Below are 18,139 nucleotides of genomic sequence, written 5' to 3'. Positions count from 1 at the left end.
GTATTTTATTATAATGTACGTTTTACTTCTACTTCTTCAAACGCTTCTACAATGTCGCCCACTTTAATATCGTTGTAGTTTCTAATTACCAAACCACACTCCATACCTGATGAAACCTCTTTAGCATCATCTCTATAACGTTTTAAACTACCTAATTCACCGGTGTAAATTACAATACCTTCTCTCACCAAACGAATACGGTTGTTACGTGCCATTTTACCATCTAACACAAAACATCCTGCAACGGTAGCTTTATCAAACTTGTATGTTTCACGAATTTCAACGTTACCCAAAATTTTCTCTTCCACTGTAGGTTCCAACATACCTTCCATTGCACTCTTAATTTCTTCGATGGCGTTGTAAATGATTGAGTACATTTTAATTTCAATCGATTCATTTTCTGCCAAACGTGCCGCTTGCATACTTGGGCGTACGTTAAAGCCTATAATAATGGCATCGGAACCTGCTGCTAAGTTTACATCGTTTTCAGTAATAGCACCTACTGCTTTGTGAATTACTTTCACAACAATTTCTTCAGTACTTAATTTTTGTAATGAATCACTTAATGCTTCAACCGAACCATCCACATCACCTTTAATAATAACGTTCAATTCTTTAAAGTTACCCAATGCTAAACGACGGCCAATTTCATCTAAAGTAATATGTTTTTTAGCCCTCATACCTTGTTCACGTAAAATTTGACCACGTTTGTAAGCGTTTTCTCTTGCATCACTTTCATCAGCAAATACTTTGAAAGTTTCACCAGCTTGTGGTGCACCATTTAAACCTAATATTAAAACTGGGGTTGATGGTGGCGCTATATCAATACGCTGGTTACGCTCATTGTACATGGCTTTTACTTTACCAAAAAACTGACCCGATACAATCATATCGCCTTGACGCAGGGTACCATTTTGTACCAAGATGGTGGCTACGTAACCTCTACCTTTATCTAACGAAGCTTCAATAATAGTACCTGATGCTTGTTTTTCAGCATTGGCGGTTAGTTCTAAAATATCTGTTTCTAACAATATTTTTTCTAACAACAAATCAATGTTCATACCTTTTTTGGCACTAATTTCTTGACTTTGGTATTTACCGCCCCAGCTTTCTACTAATATGTTCATACTAGCCAACTGTTGCTTAATTCTTTCTGGGTCTGCACCATCTTTATCAACTTTATTGATAGCAAATATCATTGGTACATTAGCTGCTTGCGCATGCGAAATAGCTTCTTTTGTTTGTGGCATCACCGCATCATCAGCAGCAACAACAATTACGGCAATATCTGTTACTTTAGCACCACGGGCACGCATTGCTGTAAACGCTTCGTGACCAGGCGTATCAAGGAATGTAATGGCTCTACCACTTGGTAAAGTTACCTCGTATGCGCCAATATGCTGTGTAATACCACCGGCTTCACCAGCAATTACATTGGTGTTTCTAATATAATCGAGTAATGATGTTTTACCATGATCTACGTGACCCATAATGGTAACAATGGGTGCACGTGGCTTTAAGTTTGCTGGATCATCTTCTTCCTCATCAACCTCTAATTCAGCAGCATCATCTACCCCAATAAATTCAACTTCATAATCAAACTCACTAGCTACCAATTCAATTACATCAGCCTCTAAACGTTGGTTAATGGATACCATGATACCAAGGTTCATACATTTGCTAATAATATCCGCAAAACTTACTTCCATTAAGCCAGCAAGCTCACTCACCGAAATAAACTCGGTTACTTGTAGCTTATTGCTTTCATCAGTACGGTTGCTTTGAGCTTCGTTAAACTGATCTCTTTTCTCTTTCCTATATTTTGCTTTTAAGCTTTTACCTCTGCCACCTGCACCAGCCAATTTAGCTTGTGTTTGCTTAAGTTTTTCTTGAATTTCTTTTGCATCGATGATTTTATCTTCCCTACGAGGTGCCGTGTTGTTGTTATTACCTGGGCGTTGGAAACGGTTTCCACCTTGTTGTGGGCCTCTAGCTCCACCGCCTTGGCCTTGCTGCGGACGATTGCCGCCTGCTGCACCACCTTGTTGTGGACCTCTAGCGCCGCCGCCTTGCTGCATACCAGGTCTATTATCACCCGGACGAGCATTAGGGTTACCGCCTCTATTATCAATACCAGGTACACCTGGCTTCTTTTGAATAGGGATGCGTTTTCTTTTATTGGCATCGTCTCTTTTCGGACGGGTATCATTATCAACAGGTAATTCTATTTTACCTAAAATTTTAGGACCAGTTAATCGAGCTGTTTGAATATTTTCAATTACAGGTGTGTTATCAACTGCTTCTACTGGTGTTGAAGGTGCAACTTCAGCAGGAGCAGCCACTGGTGGCTCAACCACAGGTGCAGTTGGTGTAGGCGCAGCTGCCTTGGGTGCTGCTGGCTTTGCTGGTACTTCTTCTTTTGGTGTTTCTTTCTTTTTAGCAACGGCGCCTTTTTTAGGACGAGTTGAAAAATCAATTGCGTCTAAATCTATTTTGTCTAAAATTTTAGGGCCTTCTAATTCTGGCGCTTCAATTTTTACAATTGTTTCTTTAGGCGTTGCAGGCACTTCTGCTGCAGCTTTTGTAACTTCTGGCAATGGCACTTCAGCAACTGGCACTACTGGCACAATTACTTCCGGTACTGGTATTACCACAGGTGCTTCAACTACAGGAATAGGTGCTTCAACTATAGGAGCTTCCTTTTCTTTAGTAGGTGCTTCAACTGGTGCGGCAGCAGGTGCTACAGGTTCTGCCGCTTTTGGTTTTTCTTCTTTCTTTTTAAAAGATAAATCTTGTTCATCTTTTTTCTTTTTTGCATCGCCTGCATTTGATTTTACCAACTCTACTTTGTCTGCTTTTTCTTTAGCAGTTTTATCTTGTTGGTACTCTCCTTGTAGCACACGGTACATTTCTTCTGTGAGCTTTGAGGTAGGTTTTAAATCATCACTACCACTCAAATTTTTTGAAACAAGAAAGTCTATTAAGGTACTAGCCCCTATATTAAACTCTTTGGCGGCTGCCATCAGCCTCGGTGTATTTACTTCTGACATTCTTACTTTTTGCTGCTTTGTTGGTTGTACAAAGCAAAATTTTTCTTTTTATTTATTAAGCCACTATATCATACGCACTGATTTATTCTTTTTCAAATTCTTCATTTAAAATTCTTTTTAAATCAGCAATCGTTTCTTTTTCTAAATCGGTTCTTCTCTCTAGCTCTTCATTGGTAAGGTCAAGTACTGAACGTGCAGTATCGCATCCTACTTTTTTAAGTGTTTCAATTACCCAAGCTTCAATTTCGTCTGAGAATTCTTCTAAATCAATATCAAAATCATCTTCTTGATCGTCGGTATCTCTAAATACATCAATATTATAGCCTGTTAATTCACAAGCCAATTTAATATTTACACCACGGCGACCAATTGCCAACGAAACTTGATCTGGTTTTAAATATACATTTGCATGTAATTTTTCAGTATCCATATCAATACTGGTAATTTTAGCCGGCGTTAGTGAACGTTGTATTAAAAGTTGGGTATTAGCCGTCCAGTTAATTACATCAATATTTTCATTTTTTAGCTCACGAACAATACCATGTATTCTACTACCCTTCATACCCACACAAGCACCTACTGGGTCAATACGATCATCGTAACTTTCAACCGCCACTTTCGCTCTTTCGCCTGGGTCACGTACAATTTTCTTTACTACAATTAGGCCATCAAAAATTTCTGGTACTTCTATTTCTAATAATTTTTCTAAGAATAATGGGCTGGTTCTTGATAAGATGATGATTGCCTGGCTGTTTTTTAATTCAACCTTTTTAACTACTGCACGAACGTTTTCACCTTTTTTAAAGAAATCAGCAGGTATTTGTTCTGATTTTGGCAATAGCATTTCATTACCATCTTCATCTAAAATTAATACTTCTTTTTTCCAAACTTGGTAAACTTCTCCGCTTACAATTTCACCTATTCTATCCTCGTATTTTTTAATTAAAATGTTCTTTTTTAAATCGTTGATACGAGCAGCCAAAGTTTGTTTACCTGCTAATATGGCCCTACGACCAAATTCTTTTTGAATATCAACTTCTTCGTACAACTCTTCACCAACGGTATAATCTGGTTCAATTAAAATAGCATTCTTTAATTCTATTTCAGTTAAGGTATTATACAAATCATCATCCTCAACAATAGTACGGCGACGAAAAATTTCTAAATCTCCTTTTTGGTCATTTACAATAACATCAAAATTTTCATCGCTACCATATTTTTTACGAATCAGTGTTTTAAACACATCTTCCATCACCTTCATAAGTGTGGGGCGATCAATATTTTCTGCTTCTTTAAACTCTTGAAAGGATTCTATTAAATTGATACTTGCCATATTCCTTGCTGGCTAACTTACAGCCCCGCCAGCGTGGGGTTTTGTTTATTAAAATTTTATTTGAACAATGGTTTGTTTTACATCGCTGTAAACAATTTGATGTTGTACTATTGCTTGTTTTTTGCCTTTACCTGTGGTTACTTCAATAACAAACTGGTTGTCATCAGCACTCATTAGTTGGCCTTCTTTTACAGTACCATCTAGTAAAGTAACTGCTACAAAGCGACCCACATTTTTAATGTATTGACGCACCAATTTTAAAGGTTCATCAATACCAGGGCTTGAAACTTCAAGTGAAAAATCTCCCTCAGGGTATAAAGCCATTTCTTCAATTTGCCTGTATAAAGCCCTGTTTATTTTGATACATTTTTCAATACCTAAACCACTGTCAGCATCTAAAAATATTTTGATGTTATTGGTGGGTTTCACTTTCATATCAACAAAAAAAATATCATCTACAATGAGTGTATCCAATATTTTTTTTACTGTTTCAATAGTTGTTGCTGTAGCCATATGAGTTGATAAAAGAAGAAGGGAACCTCGGGTTCCCTTCCTTTCTGCTTCTTAATCTGATGTAAAGATACAACGGATATGCTTATTTTCCAAAATTGTTACAAAACTTAGTATGGGTTTGAAAACCAATGATCATCAAAAAAAATATTTTAAGATATAATAATAACGAACCTAAATTTTTTATAGCCCTCACTTAAAAATTTCAAATAAAATTTAAAAAAGCTAAATCATTTGAAATGAAATGATTACATAACAATGATTGATAAATATGCTTAAAACCTACATAAGATTATTAACAAATAAGTATTTGATGTTTCATTTGGCATTGATTTTGGAGTTGTAGAAAAATATCCCATAAACCATTTTCACGCTTTAAAATCAATTTTTATGAAAAACAAACAGCTTTTGTTATTACTTTTTTCCATTACGCTATTTTTGGCAATTAGTTTTGTTAGTTGCCAAAAATATGCTGATGGCAGCAACCAAGCAGGCAAACAAAATGTAGCCCTTTATTTAAATGATGACCCTAGCTACAACTTTACCAAAGTATTGGTAGATATTAGATTTGTTGAAATAAAGGTAGATACTGGGCGCCATGATGCTCAACATGACGACGACGATGATGACGATGACGACGACAACCACGGTTACGATGAACATGGCCAGTGGGATACTTTACAAATAACTCCAGGTGTGTACGACTTATTAAGGCTTCGTAATGGTGTAGATACCTTACTAGCCAATGGATTTATTTTAAATGGCCGTATCACCAAAGTACGTTTTACTTTAGGTAATAATAACAGTGTGTATACTGATAGTGTTACCAGTCAGCCACTTTCTATATGCGATAACAAACGCTATGTGTATGCTAAAGTTAAAAGCGATGCTATAGATGTATTGCCTAACGGACAAATTAGCTTGCATATTGATTTTAATGTAACCAAATCAATAAAATTAAGAAACGGTGCTTATTGCCTTAAAGGCGAATTAAAAGCCTATTCACAAAATGGTTGTGGAAAAATTGAAGGAAAGGTTTTTCCGAGAGCAGCAAGGCCGCTTATAAAAGTGTTTAATGCTACTGATACTGCTTATGCGATACCTTTTTCAGAAGGTGAGTATAAGGTAACAGGCTTAAAAGCTGGCACTTATACAGTATATTTTGATGCCACTAGTCCATATATAGATACTACTATCAACAACGTAATTGTAACAAGAGGTAATGAAACACACTTACCTAACATTGTGTTACACCAATAGTTTTTGTCTTCGGTAATTGGTAAAAGGCTGGATGTTATCCAGCCTTTACTATTTTGTAGCATACCACTTAACAAATTTTAACAACCAAGTTAATAGCATCCTAATAACTTTGAGTTATGAATATTTTTAAAATAATTGGGGAATTGGTTGTTATATACGTTTTGTATAAAATTATTTTTGAATTTATAGTACCACTTTACAATGCTAGCAAACAAATGAAAAGTAAAATGAGTGCTATGCAACAACAAATGCAGCAACAGCAAAGGGCACAAGCAGCAGCACAACAACAAGCATATAACCATTCAACTACTCAAAAAACAACTGTAAAAATTGATAAGGATGATTATATAGATTATGAAGAAATTAAATAATCAATACGCTTCATAAACTAAATTTTCAATCAATTCTTCTTCTAATAAAAGGTGCGTTTTAAAACCTAATTGTTGGGCCGTTTCTATATTGTTAATAGAATCATCAACAAATAATGTTTCGTTGGCTAAAATTTTAGCATCGTTTAAAACAAACTCAAAAACAGCAGCATGCGGCTTACGGAGGTGAATTTTATGAGAGTAATACGCTTTCATAAAATAGCCGTCAATATTATCCATTTGCATGGTTGATTGTAATAATTCGTTTACAGCAGTTAAGTGAATATCGTTGGTGTTACTTAAAAGGTACAAATTATATTTTTTGCCTAGTGCTGCTAAATGTAATACACTATTAACCCTCCAATGTAATAACATACTGTTCCAAGCTTCTTTAATTTCTGATTTACTAACATGGCTATTTACGTTTTGAAGTTGTTGATAAAAATCATCATTGGTGATATTACCAGTTTCAATTGCCTCAAAAAGTGCATTAGCCGTGTATTGTGAGTACATGCCATCAAATTGCGTAAAACCCAATTGTTCGAATGCTTGGGTAGTTTTTTTATAATCAATACTAAACAACACATTACCTAAATCGAACAAAATATTTTTAATTACGGCCATTTTTTGAATATTTTTTTGCAAATATCCTAATTTGCTTACTTTTGCAATCCTTCTTTTAAAAGAAAGGGCCTATAGCTCAGTTGGTTAGAGCACCTGACTCATAATCAGGTGGTCCCTGGTTCGAGCCCAGGTGGGCCCACAAAATAGTTCCGAAATGTTTCGGAACTATTTTTTTATTAGTTTAACCTTTCGTTAACCCGGCGGCATCTATTTTTGCTGCCTATAAACTTATTATGAGAAAAATATTGGCATGTTGCATTGCAGTAATATTTACCACTTTTGCAATGGCACAAACAACGGGTAAAAAATCAATTAAACTTGCTGATAGAGCAGCTGATCATTTTTTAATACAATTAGCCAACAATAGTTGGAACGGAACACCCGATAGCGTTAGTAAATACATAAAAGGTTTTAACCGAAGCGCCAATGTTTATGTGATGATTGATAAACAGTTTAAAGGAAACCAGAAATTTAGTGTTGGTATAGGCGTAGGTATAGGGAATAGTAATATTTATTTTGATAAAATGGAAACCAAAATTGGTGCGTTTTCTTCAAGACTTCCATTTGTAAGAACTGATACAGGCAACAATTACAAAAAATATAAATTATCAACTACCTTTTTAGAATTGCCTGTTGAATTAAGGTTTATGAGCAAGCCTTCTACGCCTAATAAATCATTTAAGGCGGCTCTAGGTGTTAAAGTGGGTACTTTGGTAAATGCCCATACTAAAGGCAAAAATTTACAAACAGCAACCGGTACTAAATTAAATGGTTTCACCGTTAAAGAAAGTACAAGAACTTATTTTAATAGTACTCGATTAGCAGCAACAGCAAGAGTTGGCTATGGTATGTTTTCATTATTTGGCGCTTACAACATTACTAATATTTTTAAAGATGGTGTAGCCGCAGATACCAAACTCTTACAAATTGGTATTACCATTAGTGGCCTATAATATTATTTAAAAGCATAATAAAAAATCCCTCCTATACTATGAGGGATTTTTTATTGCTTGTAAGTTTGAATAAGTTAATTTTGCAATTCAAACTTAGCACAACAGTTACCTGTAATGAGCGATGCAATAAAACACGAATGTGGGCTGGCCTTTATAAGACTACGCAAACCCTTCAGTTACTACCAACAACAATACCAATCGGTACTTTACGGCCTCAATAAGTTATACCTACTTATGGAGAAACAACATAACCGGGGGCAAGATGGCGCTGGCGTTGCAGCAGTAAAATTAAATACAGAGCCAGGGTACCCTTTTATGTATCGTTTACGCAGTTGTGCCCAACAACCTATTGCAGATTTGTTTTCGCAAATTGGTAAAGAGATTGACGAAATAGAAAAATACCAACCAGATATTAAAAGCCACCCTGGCTTAATGAAAGGCCACATACCCGTATTAGGCGAAGTAATGTTAGGGCATTTACGATATGGTACACAAGGTAAAAATGATGTACAGTTTTGCCACCCTTTTATAAAGAAAAATACCATCCCTTCACGAAATTTAGCATTGGCTGGTAATTTTAATTTGGTGAATACTGAAGAGTTATTTTCACTCATCAACATCAACCCGGGTGATTTTCAAAAACAGAGTGATTTAGCTGCTATGATGGAAGTGCTGTATCATTTTTTAATTAAGGCAGATGAAGCCAACCCAGGTAACCCAAGCATTGTACACATGCTTAAAAAAGCCATGCCCATGTTTGATGGTGGCTTTCACTTTGCAGGTATTACTGGTAATGGCGATAGCTTTGTGGTGAGAGATGCTCATGGAATTAGGCCCTCCTATTATTATATTAACGATGAAATAATTGTAGCCGCAAGTGAACGTGCCGCAATAAGAACTGCTTTTAATTTAGAAGAAAATGAAGTGCAAGAGTTAATGCCTGGCACGGCATTAATAAGTATGGCCGATGGTAGCTATTCTATTGAAACCATTGTACCACCACAAGAACGAAAGGCTTGTAGTTTTGAACGCATTTATTTTAGTAGAGGTAGTGATGAAAAAATTTACAGAGAACGTATTGCTTTGGGTTACAACTTAAGTAGCACCGTTTTAAAAGCAATTGATTATGATTTAAAAAATACCATATTTTCATTTATACCTAACACTGCTGAAACCGCCTTTTATGGCTTAATAAAAGGCGCTGAAGATTATTTAAATGAAATTAAAATAGAACGTATTTTAAGCTGGGGCAATAATTTTAATGATGAAAAACTTACGGAAATGATAAACCGTAAAGTACGCATTGAAAAAATTGCGATTAAAGATGTAAAGCTTCGTACGTTTATTACAGAAGATGCTAGTCGTAATGAAATGGTACAACACGTTTACGATATTACCTATGGTACAGTTCGTAGAAATGAAGATACCTTGGTAGTAATAGATGATAGTATTGTAAGAGGAACTACTTTGAAAGAAAGTATCATCAGAATGTTAAACAGGCTAAAGCCTAAACGTATTATTGTAGTTTCATCAGCACCACAAATACGCTACCCTGATTGTTATGGTATTGATATGAGCAAAATGGGTGATTTTATTGCCTTTAAAGCCGCCGTTGCTTTGTTAAAAGAAAGTGGACAAACCCATATACTTGATGAAATTTTAGCGAAGTGCAAAGAGTTGCAAAAAGTAAATCAATTACACACTGAAAACTTGGTACGCTTAGTTTACAAACCATTCACATTAGAAGAAATTTCAAATAAAATCGCAGCACTTATAACACCTGAAGATATAAATATACCTGTTGATGTAATTTACCAAACCATTGAAACCTTGCATGAGGCTTGCCCAAACAATAAAGGCGATTGGTATTTTACAGGTAATTACCCAACACCTGGTGGTAATAGGGTTTGTAACAAAGCCTTTATAAATTATATGGAAGGAAAAGATGTTAGAGGCTATTAATTAAAGTTTGGCATAATTTTTTAAACAAAATTTACTTGTCAAAAAAAACAACACAATTATGGGAAAAATTACAAAGAAGCAGCATATTTTAATTGTAGAAGATGAAGGTGATATCTGTTTGATATTAAATCTCATGCTTAAAAATGATGACGTTGAAATTGAGCATGTAAATAGCTTGGCAAAAACAACCACCTATTTACAAGATAACAAACCCGATGTAGTTATTTTAGATAACCAATTACCCGATGGGTTGGGTATTGATTTTATTGCTACAATTAAAGCACAATACCCTGCAATTAAAATAATTATGATTACGGGCAATGCTGCTGATAATGTACAGCAACAAGCTTTAGCTAACGGAGCCCATGTATTTTTAGCTAAGCCTTTTACAAAAGAACAAATATTGCAAGCCCTAGCATCATAAAACAGCACAATAATTTTGCGTTTTCACTTATACTATCTTATAAAGTAGTAATTTTCAATTATTACTTTATAAGATTTTTTTTTATGAAAAAAAATAGGGTAGAAGCTTTTAGTGATGGGGTTATAGCGATCATTATCACTATTATGGTACTTGAACTAAAGGTACCACATGGCAATCAATTACACGATTTAAAAAGTCTTTTACCTATTGCTTTAAGCTATGTACTTAGTTTTGTAAATGTTGGTTTGTATTGGAATAACCACCATCATCTTTTTCAAGCTGTAGAAAAAATTAATGGTAAAGTACTTTGGGCAAATACGCATTTGTTATTTTGGTTATCGCTGATGCCTTTTAGTACCGCATGGATGGGTGAAAATGATTTTACAAAATGGCCTGTAATATTATATGGGTTCATTTTGATGATGAGCGGCATTGCTTATTTTATTTTAGTGCGTACTTTATTGCCAATTCATCAAAAAGATACTGCATTAGCCAAGGCTATTGGCAATGATTTTAAAGGAAAGTTTTCTGTAATTGTTTATTCAGTGGCAGTAATTATAGGCTATTGGAGTGTAACAATAGCCCTCATTTTATATGTGGTAGTAGCAGCTACTTGGTTGATACCTGATAAAAGGATAGAAGAAGTAATTTAAACAGTGCTGGCTTATAAAGCAGCAATGAAATAACAGCAATTCACCACCGTTTGGTTACTCGGTATTAAATAATATTTTCTATTTTTTCAACTGAATATTAATGAACTGTTCACCAGTATTGGCATGCGAAACATCGCTCCAAAAAACATTGTCTGTTTCGTACACGTTTTCAATTACATCAATATCTAACAAAATTTGTTTAGGATTTTTTATGATAATGTTGTTAATACAAATTCTTTTAATAGGGTAATTGTCATTATCAATATTGTAACGTTCCAAAATAGCACCTATGGTAAGTAGTTTTGTGCCAGGCATGGTTATCATATACAGCATGCCATCAGGTGCATTTATATTATAACGGGTGTAGGCTTCCTCTTTGGTAAAGTAAGCAGCGGATTGTATTTTTTCTTTATCAATTGAAAAAAAGGGAGCTTCGGTTAAAAACCCATCAACAAATAATAAGGGCCGTTTAGTAGCTACAGTTGGCACAGGCACAGGCATCATACGCTTTATGGGAGGTGAAGGCTCACTACTGTATACCAATGGATGCGGTGTTATATCAACTATATTCTGAGCTACCACCACCTTCGTTAATACCACAAACAATATGAATACTAAACATTTCATTGGGGTTACTTTAATAATGAACAAGCGTTTAATGTTCAACAAATTACTGCAAGTTTGCTTTAAAATGATGAAAAAAGATACAAAGCTGAATGGCTGCCGGATAGCAGCGGCACCGCAACCGCCACGGCGGTGCAGGTACAGCGTATAGCCGGAACCTCCGTTGCCATTTGCACTTTAGCACAACGCCCCCTTAAAATAAAAAACGTTCTCTTTTAGGAGAACGCTTTTGTATAAGTTGCTATAAAATGAACTAAGCCATTTTACGTGGACTGTTAATTTTTTTTGCTGGTGCACTTTTTATAGCGGCAGCTTTTGGAGCTACAGTTTTAGCTGCTTTTTTCTCAACAGGTTTTTCATCTGCTGCGGCTGTGGTTTCTTCACCTTCTGCAACGTTCGATAATTTAATTTCGATACCGGCTTTGGTTAAAATATCGTACCATTTAACCATTTTTTTCATATCGCTACCATACACCCTTTCAAAATCCATATCGGGGTATACTTTTTCAAAATAAGCTTTAATAGCTTTAGCATCGGCCGTTGGAGCTGGCATTGGTTCGCTGCTAGCCTTCATAGCTAAAAAAATATCTACCAAATTCACATTATCTTTTACTGTAAATATTTCAATACTTTCTAAGTGTGAGAAGCTGTGTATACGGTTGCTTACAAATTTTGCTGATTTATCTTCAAGGGAACGAACAACACCGCCATCTGCTTTTGAAGAAACCAATTCATACAAACCGGCTAAGCCAGTTACAGATACTATTTTATTATAGCTCATATAAAACAAAAAATTTTAGGCTGCAATTTAACCATTTAAAAGTGAAAAACCGATGCTTGTTTTGATATTAACAGTATTAACGGCAAGTATTTTTATTGAAAACGAATGTTTTGTACCCTTACAATCGTCCAACAACACATAGAAAAACATGTTATGATCAAAAATTTTATAGGCGCTATTGTGTTATTGCTTGTTACGGGTACCAGTTTTGCCCAAACAGGTGGGTTAAAAGGCAGTGTTGTTGATAGAACAGATAGCAAACCTGTGGTAGGTGCAACGGTATCGTTATTAAAACAGCTCGATTCTAGTCTTGTACAAAAAACAATTACCACCAACGAAGGTACTTTTAGCTTTAACGGCTTAATGGCTGATAGTTTTATTGTAAAAATAAATGGCCTTAATTACCAAGAATATGTATCGTTCATTACTTTAAAAGATACGGTACGTAGTTTGGCTACGGTTAATTTAGATAGGCAAGACAAAGATTTATCTGCAGTAACGGTAGTATCACGTACGCCACCGGTGGTGCAAAAAGGCGATACATCGCAATTTAGCGCCAGCCAATATAAAGTAAACCCTGATGCTTCAACCGAAGATTTATTGAAAAAAATGCCGAGTATAACGGTTGCTAAAGATGGAACCGTAACGGCACAAGGTGAGCAGGTAAAAAAAGTTACTATTGATGGTAAAGATTTTTTTGGGGATGATGCATCAGCAGCGTTAAGAAATTTACCATCAGAAGTAGTTGATAAAATTCAAGTATTTGATCGCTTAAGTGACCAAGCAAGGTTAACCGGGGTTGATGATGGTAACTCGGTAAAATCAATAAACGTTGTTACCAAAGCAGGTTTAAAAAATGGCCGTTTTGGTAGGGTATACGCTGGCTATGGTACTGATGAAAGGTACAGTGCAGGTGGTAATGCTAGCTTTTTTAAAGGCAACCGAAGAATATCAATAGTGGGTAATTTTAATAACATTAACCAACAAAATTTTGGCTCACAAGATTTATTAGGCATTACCTCAAGCAATAACAATAATAACCGTGGCGGTGGTGGTTTTAGGGGCGGCAATGGCGGTGGCGATTTTAACGTTGGCCAATCTAACGGTATTAGTAAAACCAATGCCTTTGGTATTAACTACTCCAACCAATTTAGCAAAAGAGCTACTTTAACAGGTAGTTATTTTTTCAATAGCAGTATCAATAACAACCAATCAATTGTAAATACTGAAACATTTTTAAGGCCTGATACAAGCTTGTTTTCGTTACAAAACAGCAGTACTTACACCAAAAATATTAACCAGCGTATTAATTTTAGGTACGAGTTAAACATTGACTCATCAAACAGTTTGAGCATTATACCTAGCTTTAATTTTCAAACCAATAACAGTGTTTCACTCAACGATTTAAAAAGTTTTTATGGCGGTGTTGGTAACAGCAAAGCCTCTTTTGATACGGCCAATACTTCGTTAGGTAAAAACAATGCTGATAGAAACGGTTATAACATTCGCAATACTATACAATACCGCCATGCATTTGATAAAAAGGGTAAATCAATATCTGTAAGTTTAAATACAAACTTCAACAAAAATAACAGTGAAAGTATAACCGATGTTAATTATAGGTATTTTAGAAATTTTGTAGTAACAGATTCTACCCAAAATCAATTTTACGATAATGTATCAAACGGTTACACCTTAAGTGCAAATATTGCATACATACAACCTATTAGCAAAAAATCGCAGTTACAGTTTGAATACAATCCATCATACCAAAAAAACAAGGCAGATCAACAAACTTTTTCTTTTGATGGTGCCAAATATTCGCAGTTTGATACATTGTTTTCAAACAAGTTTGACAATACCATTACAACCAATAATGGTGGGGTAACTTACCGTTACACACCTAATAAAGATGAGATGTTTACAGTGGGTGTAAATTATCAAAACTCTACACTAGCAAGTGATCGCATATTCCCTACCAAAACAAATGTGAACCAATCATTTTCAAACGTATTGCCGAGTTTAATGTGGCGTAAAAAACTATCGAACGCATCAAACATCAGGGTGTTTTACAGAACATCTACAAATTTCCCTTCGGTATCGCAATTGCAAGATGTGGTTAATTTAACCAACCCATTACGTGTAAGTACAGGTAACCCTACTTTAAAGCAATCGTTTACACAATTTATAGCAACAAGGTATAGTTACACCAACTCAAAAACAGGACGTAGCTTTTTTGCCAATTTATTTTTACAAACAGCTAATAACTTTATAACCAACGGAACCTTTGTACCAACAGCCGATTCAACCATACAAAACGGTATTGTATTAAAGCAAGGTTCACAATTAACCAAACCTGTAAACTTAAATGGCTATAATTCATTACGTTCATTTTTAACGTACAGTTTACCCGTTAAATCACTAAAAACAACAGTGAATGTAAATGCTGGTTTTAGCTATTCTAAATTACCGGGCTTTGCAAATAATGCCAATATTATCACCAATAATTATGTGTACAATGCCGGTGTGGTATTGGCTAGTAACATTAGTGAGTATGTTGATTTTAATGTGTCATATACTGCAAACTTTAACCAAACAGCTGGTTATGCAGCCACAGCCAATAACTATGTAAACCAAGCTTTAGGTGTACAATTAAATTTATTGAGTAAATCAGGTTGGTTTGTACAAAACGATGTATCGTACCAAGCTAACAGTGGTTTAAGTGAAGGCTTTAACCAAAAATATAGTTTATGGAATGCTGCCATCGGTAAAAAGTTTTTAAAGAATAAAGTAGGTGAATTAAAATTATCAGCATTTGATTTATTAAAACAAAATCAAAGTATTACAAGAACTGTGGATGCTCGTTATATTGAAGATGCACAAAGTGTGGTGTTACAGCAATACTTTTTGTTGACCTTTACTTACAACTTAAAAAACTTTGGTACTGCTGCAAAACAAGCAACAGGAAGAAATAAAGTAGGCGGTGAAAGAATGGGTAATGCAGGGTTTTAGTATCTTTAGCGGATATTAATATTTAACCTTTTTGAACGGCCAAAACAGCATAAATAGTACAATACCAAACATTGCCAGCAGCTTTGTTGATATTGTAAATAGTAAGCAGCGTATGGTGTATAATACAGCATTAGGTATTGTACAAAATGAAGCTGATGCTGAAGATATTACCCAAGAGGTTTTTGTAAAAGTGTACCAAAACCTTGAAAACTTTAGAAATGAAGCCAATGTGGCTACTTGGATTTATAGAATAACCATTACCACCGCCCTTGATTTTGAAAAACAAAAAACAAGACAAAAACGTGGTGGGTTATTAAAAAGAGTTTTTGGAGAAACCGAGGTTGAAGAAGCTGCACATTTTGAGCACCCAGGTGTTGCACTTGATAAAAAAGAAGATGCAGCAGTATTGTTTAAAGCAATGAAAAAGTTGCCTACAAACCAACGAACTGCCTTTTTATTGCATAAATTAGAAGGCTTAACCAATAATGAAATTGCAGCTATTATGAATATATCATTACAAGCTGCTGAGTCATTACAAATAAGGGCTAAAAATAATTTAAGAAACTATTTAAAAGATTATTACGAAAAGCATTTTAAATAGCTATTTTAAAAACAAGTGTGATGAATAAAAACATAAATGAAAAAATTGAAGCTGCAATGCAAAGCCTTGATGGTATTACCCAAGCTGCGCCAGCACCGTTTTTATTAACAAGGCTACAATCAGCCATAGCACAGCAAGAAAACCCTACTGTTTGGATGCGTATTGCTAGCTTTTTAAGCAAACCTGCGGTAGCTTTTAGTGCCATTGCGGTAGTAGTAAGTTTGAATGCTTTTATTGTAGCATCTAATATATACAGAACTGAAGATGACGCTGTAGTTAAATTGGTAAATAACACAAAATCCGATTTTGCTATTAACGATGTGTCGGTAATGTATGATACTGAAAATATTGAACCATAATTATATGACTTCACAAAATTCAACCAGCCGCATTTTTATAATTACGATAGCATTGTTGCTCATTGCCAACTTGGTTACGTTAAGTTTGTTATTCACTTCAAAAAAAACGAATGAAACAACCAATAATAATGATGACAGAAAAAATATTTTACGTAATTATTTAAAACAAGAAGTTGGTTTTACGGATGCCCAATTGGTGCAATACGATACGCTTAAAAGCAAACAACGGTTGCAAGTGAAGTTGATGTATGATAGCATGCGTATGATGAAACAACAAAATATTAAAAGAATTGGAAATACCGCTTTTAATGATAGTGCCATTTTTAGTGCTGCATCTGCAACGGCTATTGAACAAGAGCGAATAGAAATTACCATGCTTCAAAATTTAAAAGCAATAAGAGCTATATGTACCCCTACACAACAACAAGTTTTTGATACCGGTATATATAAAATAATGAGCAAACCTGCTCCTGATAATAAAAAGAAAGAAAAATAAACTATATTTAACTTCATAAAATATTACAAATGAAAAAACAAGTATTTTTAAGTGTGTTAGCCATAATAGCTACTGTATCTACTTTATTTGCACAAACAGGTGCTCCTGAACAAAAAGCACCCAATGCTCGTGCTAAAGAAACTGTTTTAAAATTACAGGCCGATTTAGGCATTACAAACGAACAATTAGCAAGTGCTTACAAAGTATTTGAAGATTTTTATACTGCTCAACAAAACGCTATGGAAGAGCTAAGGAGTAATGGTGGCGATAGAGCAGCTATGAAAGCTAAAAGAGATGAATTGGTTGATGCAAGAGATGCAAAGTTAAAAACCATATTAACAGAAGCACAAATGAAAAAGTGGAAAGAAAATATTGAGCCTTCTATGCGTCCGCAACGTAAATCTGAATAATTTAAATTATAAAATAAAAAAGAGGGGCAACTACGTTAAATAGTTGCCCCTCTTTTATGCAATTGATATTATTTTGTTTCACTCAACACAGCATCTATACGCTGTTTCAACGTATCATAATCTGTATAACCCCTTGCCAATAAATGAAATTTTAATTCGCCTGTTTGTAAAAGCACACAAGGAAAACCCGTTACTTGTAATTGTGGCATCAAACTAAATTCATAGTGTGCCATTTCTTTATATTGTTCGCTACTTAGTTTTTCATAAAAAGCATCTGGGTGAATACTGTACTTTTCTAATAAATGACGATAGGCTTCGTTGTCCGTTAAATCTCTTCCTTCTACAAACAAAGCCGTTTGTAAATCACTTGCAAACGCCACGGCTTTTTCGGGATAATACTCTTTAAAAATACACATGGCAATGGCAGGCTTTTCTGAGTTAGGATACCAATCACTATCATCCGTATTTTTTAAATGCCATAAATAATCTTCTCCAAATGTAACACCTGTAAGGTTTTCAACATTTTTATACGCACTCAAAATATAATTAGCTGTAGCACTAATATGCGTTGGCTTTTGCGGCAAAACCATGCCTCCGCTTAAAACATCAATACTAAATTGATTTGTGCAAGCTGCTGCAATTTTATTTATTACTGGGCTGAAACCAAAACACCAACCGCAGTAAGCATCATAACAATAAATTAAAGTGGGTTTCATTTT

General features: G+C 34.9%; 18 protein-coding genes and 1 tRNA gene. 12 read left to right on the top strand and 7 right to left on the bottom strand.

From position 1 onward, the window contains the following. Positions 1-8: 8 nt before the first annotated feature. From infB to ACFOWM_RS09785, 3 genes are all read right to left on the bottom strand, one after another. Positions 9-3,050, bottom strand: a complete 3,042-nt coding sequence (gene infB / locus ACFOWM_RS09795; protein ID WP_379709371.1) for a translation initiation factor IF-2 — start codon at positions 3,048-3,050, stop codon at positions 9-11. Positions 3,051-3,132: 82 nt separating this feature from the next. Continuing rightward, positions 3,133-4,383, bottom strand: coding sequence for a transcription termination factor NusA (gene nusA, locus ACFOWM_RS09790; protein ID WP_379709368.1), 1,251 nt, complete (start codon positions 4,381-4,383; stop codon positions 3,133-3,135). 48 nt (positions 4,384-4,431) lie between these two features. After that, the gene (locus tag ACFOWM_RS09785; protein ID WP_379709365.1) at positions 4,432-4,896 is read right to left on the bottom strand and encodes a ribosome maturation factor; all 465 of its coding nucleotides are present in this window, start codon (positions 4,894-4,896) and stop codon (positions 4,432-4,434) included. A 387-nt stretch (positions 4,897-5,283) separates the two neighbouring features. Here ACFOWM_RS09785 and ACFOWM_RS09780 point away from each other — a divergent pair, with 387 nt between their 5' ends. Together ACFOWM_RS09780 and ACFOWM_RS09775 are read left to right on the top strand one after the other, a co-directional pair. Beyond that, positions 5,284-6,153, top strand: a complete 870-nt coding sequence (locus ACFOWM_RS09780; RefSeq protein WP_379709362.1) for a DUF4382 domain-containing protein — start codon at positions 5,284-5,286, stop codon at positions 6,151-6,153. Positions 6,154-6,269: 116 nt separating this feature from the next. Then, positions 6,270-6,524 (top strand): DUF4834 family protein, encoded by a 255-nt coding sequence (locus tag ACFOWM_RS09775; protein ID WP_379709359.1) that lies wholly within the window; start codon positions 6,270-6,272, stop codon positions 6,522-6,524. Here the strand turns inward: ACFOWM_RS09775 and ACFOWM_RS09770 are convergent, their stop codons facing one another. Further along, on the bottom strand, positions 6,525-7,145 hold the full coding sequence (locus ACFOWM_RS09770) for an HAD family hydrolase (protein WP_379709356.1): 621 nt from the start codon (positions 7,143-7,145) through the stop codon (positions 6,525-6,527). 65 nt (positions 7,146-7,210) lie between these two features. Between ACFOWM_RS09770 and ACFOWM_RS09765 the strand changes: the two genes are divergently transcribed. The 5 genes from ACFOWM_RS09765 (at position 7,211) to ACFOWM_RS09745 (ending at position 11,137) form a co-directional block, all read left to right on the top strand. Then, positions 7,211-7,284: transfer RNA gene (locus ACFOWM_RS09765), tRNA-Ile, on the top strand. 94 nt (positions 7,285-7,378) lie between these two features. Beyond that, on the top strand, positions 7,379-8,098 hold the full coding sequence (locus tag ACFOWM_RS09760) for an outer membrane beta-barrel protein (protein WP_379709353.1): 720 nt from the start codon (positions 7,379-7,381) through the stop codon (positions 8,096-8,098). A gap of 114 nt (positions 8,099-8,212) precedes the next feature. Next, positions 8,213-10,060: an amidophosphoribosyltransferase gene (locus ACFOWM_RS09755; protein WP_379709350.1), complete on the top strand. Its 1,848-nt coding sequence runs from the start codon at positions 8,213-8,215 to the stop codon at positions 10,058-10,060. A 58-nt stretch (positions 10,061-10,118) separates the two neighbouring features. Beyond that, complete coding sequence (locus ACFOWM_RS09750; RefSeq protein ID WP_379709347.1) at positions 10,119-10,484, top strand: response regulator; 366 nt, start codon at positions 10,119-10,121, stop codon at positions 10,482-10,484. A gap of 83 nt (positions 10,485-10,567) precedes the next feature. After that, positions 10,568-11,137 (top strand): TMEM175 family protein, encoded by a 570-nt coding sequence (locus tag ACFOWM_RS09745; RefSeq protein WP_379709344.1) that lies wholly within the window; start codon positions 10,568-10,570, stop codon positions 11,135-11,137. A 78-nt stretch (positions 11,138-11,215) separates the two neighbouring features. On the opposite strand, the gene ACFOWM_RS09740 is transcribed toward ACFOWM_RS09745, so the two are convergent. Together ACFOWM_RS09740 and ACFOWM_RS09735 are read right to left on the bottom strand one after the other, a co-directional pair. Then, on the bottom strand, positions 11,216-11,764 hold the full coding sequence (locus tag ACFOWM_RS09740; RefSeq protein ID WP_379709341.1) for a hypothetical protein: 549 nt from the start codon (positions 11,762-11,764) through the stop codon (positions 11,216-11,218). 250 nt (positions 11,765-12,014) lie between these two features. Then, the gene (locus ACFOWM_RS09735) at positions 12,015-12,542 is read right to left on the bottom strand and encodes a DUF5606 family protein (protein ID WP_379709338.1); all 528 of its coding nucleotides are present in this window, start codon (positions 12,540-12,542) and stop codon (positions 12,015-12,017) included. 153 nt (positions 12,543-12,695) lie between these two features. Between ACFOWM_RS09735 and ACFOWM_RS09730 the strand changes: the two genes are divergently transcribed. From ACFOWM_RS09730 to ACFOWM_RS09710, 5 genes are read left to right on the top strand one after another with little or no spacing between them, the layout of a single operon-like run. Next, positions 12,696-15,554, top strand: a complete 2,859-nt coding sequence (locus ACFOWM_RS09730; protein WP_379709335.1) for an outer membrane beta-barrel protein — start codon at positions 12,696-12,698, stop codon at positions 15,552-15,554. 31 nt (positions 15,555-15,585) lie between these two features. Further along, a complete protein-coding gene (locus tag ACFOWM_RS09725; protein ID WP_379709332.1) occupies positions 15,586-16,155 on the top strand; it encodes an RNA polymerase sigma factor in 570 nt (189 codons plus the stop codon). 20 nt (positions 16,156-16,175) lie between these two features. Continuing rightward, entirely contained in the window at positions 16,176-16,514 is a 339-nt protein-coding gene (locus ACFOWM_RS09720; RefSeq protein WP_379709329.1) for a hypothetical protein, read from the top strand. A 4-nt stretch (positions 16,515-16,518) separates the two neighbouring features. Beyond that, positions 16,519-17,010, top strand: a complete 492-nt coding sequence (locus ACFOWM_RS09715) for a hypothetical protein (RefSeq protein ID WP_379709326.1) — start codon at positions 16,519-16,521, stop codon at positions 17,008-17,010. Positions 17,011-17,039: 29 nt separating this feature from the next. Beyond that, positions 17,040-17,420, top strand: coding sequence for a hypothetical protein (locus ACFOWM_RS09710; RefSeq protein ID WP_379709324.1), 381 nt, complete (start codon positions 17,040-17,042; stop codon positions 17,418-17,420). Positions 17,421-17,488: 68 nt separating this feature from the next. Here ACFOWM_RS09710 and ACFOWM_RS09705 read toward each other — a convergent pair whose 3' ends face one another. Beyond that, complete coding sequence (locus tag ACFOWM_RS09705) at positions 17,489-18,136, bottom strand: DsbA family protein (RefSeq protein ID WP_379709322.1); 648 nt, start codon at positions 18,134-18,136, stop codon at positions 17,489-17,491. Positions 18,137-18,139: the final 3 nt, after the last annotated feature.

The sequence above is a fragment of the Ferruginibacter yonginensis genome (genome assembly GCF_042651465.1).
In the GTDB taxonomy this organism is placed as follows: Bacteria; Bacteroidota; Bacteroidia; order Chitinophagales; family Chitinophagaceae; genus Ferruginibacter; species Ferruginibacter yonginensis.
This window is presented reverse-complemented; position numbering and strand designations above follow the sequence as displayed.

What these genes read in the sequence shown, in the direction of transcription:
- infB (WP_379709371.1), bottom strand. Translation starts at nt 3,050, where the DNA reads ATGTCAGAAGTAAATACACCGAGGCTGATGGCAGCCGCCAAAGAGTTT.
- nusA (WP_379709368.1), bottom strand. Translation starts at nt 4,383, where the DNA reads ATGGCAAGTATCAATTTAATAGAATCCTTTCAAGAGTTTAAAGAAGCA.
- ACFOWM_RS09785 (WP_379709365.1), bottom strand. Translation starts at nt 4,896, where the DNA reads ATGGCTACAGCAACAACTATTGAAACAGTAAAAAAAATATTGGATACA.
- ACFOWM_RS09780 (WP_379709362.1), top strand. Translation starts at nt 5,284, where the DNA reads ATGAAAAACAAACAGCTTTTGTTATTACTTTTTTCCATTACGCTATTT.
- ACFOWM_RS09775 (WP_379709359.1), top strand. Translation starts at nt 6,270, where the DNA reads ATGAATATTTTTAAAATAATTGGGGAATTGGTTGTTATATACGTTTTG.
- ACFOWM_RS09770 (WP_379709356.1), bottom strand. Translation starts at nt 7,145, where the DNA reads ATGGCCGTAATTAAAAATATTTTGTTCGATTTAGGTAATGTGTTGTTT.
- ACFOWM_RS09760 (WP_379709353.1), top strand. Translation starts at nt 7,379, where the DNA reads ATGAGAAAAATATTGGCATGTTGCATTGCAGTAATATTTACCACTTTT.
- ACFOWM_RS09755 (WP_379709350.1), top strand. Translation starts at nt 8,213, where the DNA reads ATGAGCGATGCAATAAAACACGAATGTGGGCTGGCCTTTATAAGACTA.
- ACFOWM_RS09750 (WP_379709347.1), top strand. Translation starts at nt 10,119, where the DNA reads ATGGGAAAAATTACAAAGAAGCAGCATATTTTAATTGTAGAAGATGAA.
- ACFOWM_RS09745 (WP_379709344.1), top strand. Translation starts at nt 10,568, where the DNA reads ATGAAAAAAAATAGGGTAGAAGCTTTTAGTGATGGGGTTATAGCGATC.
- ACFOWM_RS09740 (WP_379709341.1), bottom strand. Translation starts at nt 11,764, where the DNA reads ATGAAATGTTTAGTATTCATATTGTTTGTGGTATTAACGAAGGTGGTG.
- ACFOWM_RS09735 (WP_379709338.1), bottom strand. Translation starts at nt 12,542, where the DNA reads ATGAGCTATAATAAAATAGTATCTGTAACTGGCTTAGCCGGTTTGTAT.
- ACFOWM_RS09730 (WP_379709335.1), top strand. Translation starts at nt 12,696, where the DNA reads ATGATCAAAAATTTTATAGGCGCTATTGTGTTATTGCTTGTTACGGGT.
- ACFOWM_RS09720 (WP_379709329.1), top strand. Translation starts at nt 16,176, where the DNA reads ATGAATAAAAACATAAATGAAAAAATTGAAGCTGCAATGCAAAGCCTT.
- ACFOWM_RS09715 (WP_379709326.1), top strand. Translation starts at nt 16,519, where the DNA reads ATGACTTCACAAAATTCAACCAGCCGCATTTTTATAATTACGATAGCA.
- ACFOWM_RS09710 (WP_379709324.1), top strand. Translation starts at nt 17,040, where the DNA reads ATGAAAAAACAAGTATTTTTAAGTGTGTTAGCCATAATAGCTACTGTA.
- ACFOWM_RS09705 (WP_379709322.1), bottom strand. Translation starts at nt 18,136, where the DNA reads ATGAAACCCACTTTAATTTATTGTTATGATGCTTACTGCGGTTGGTGT.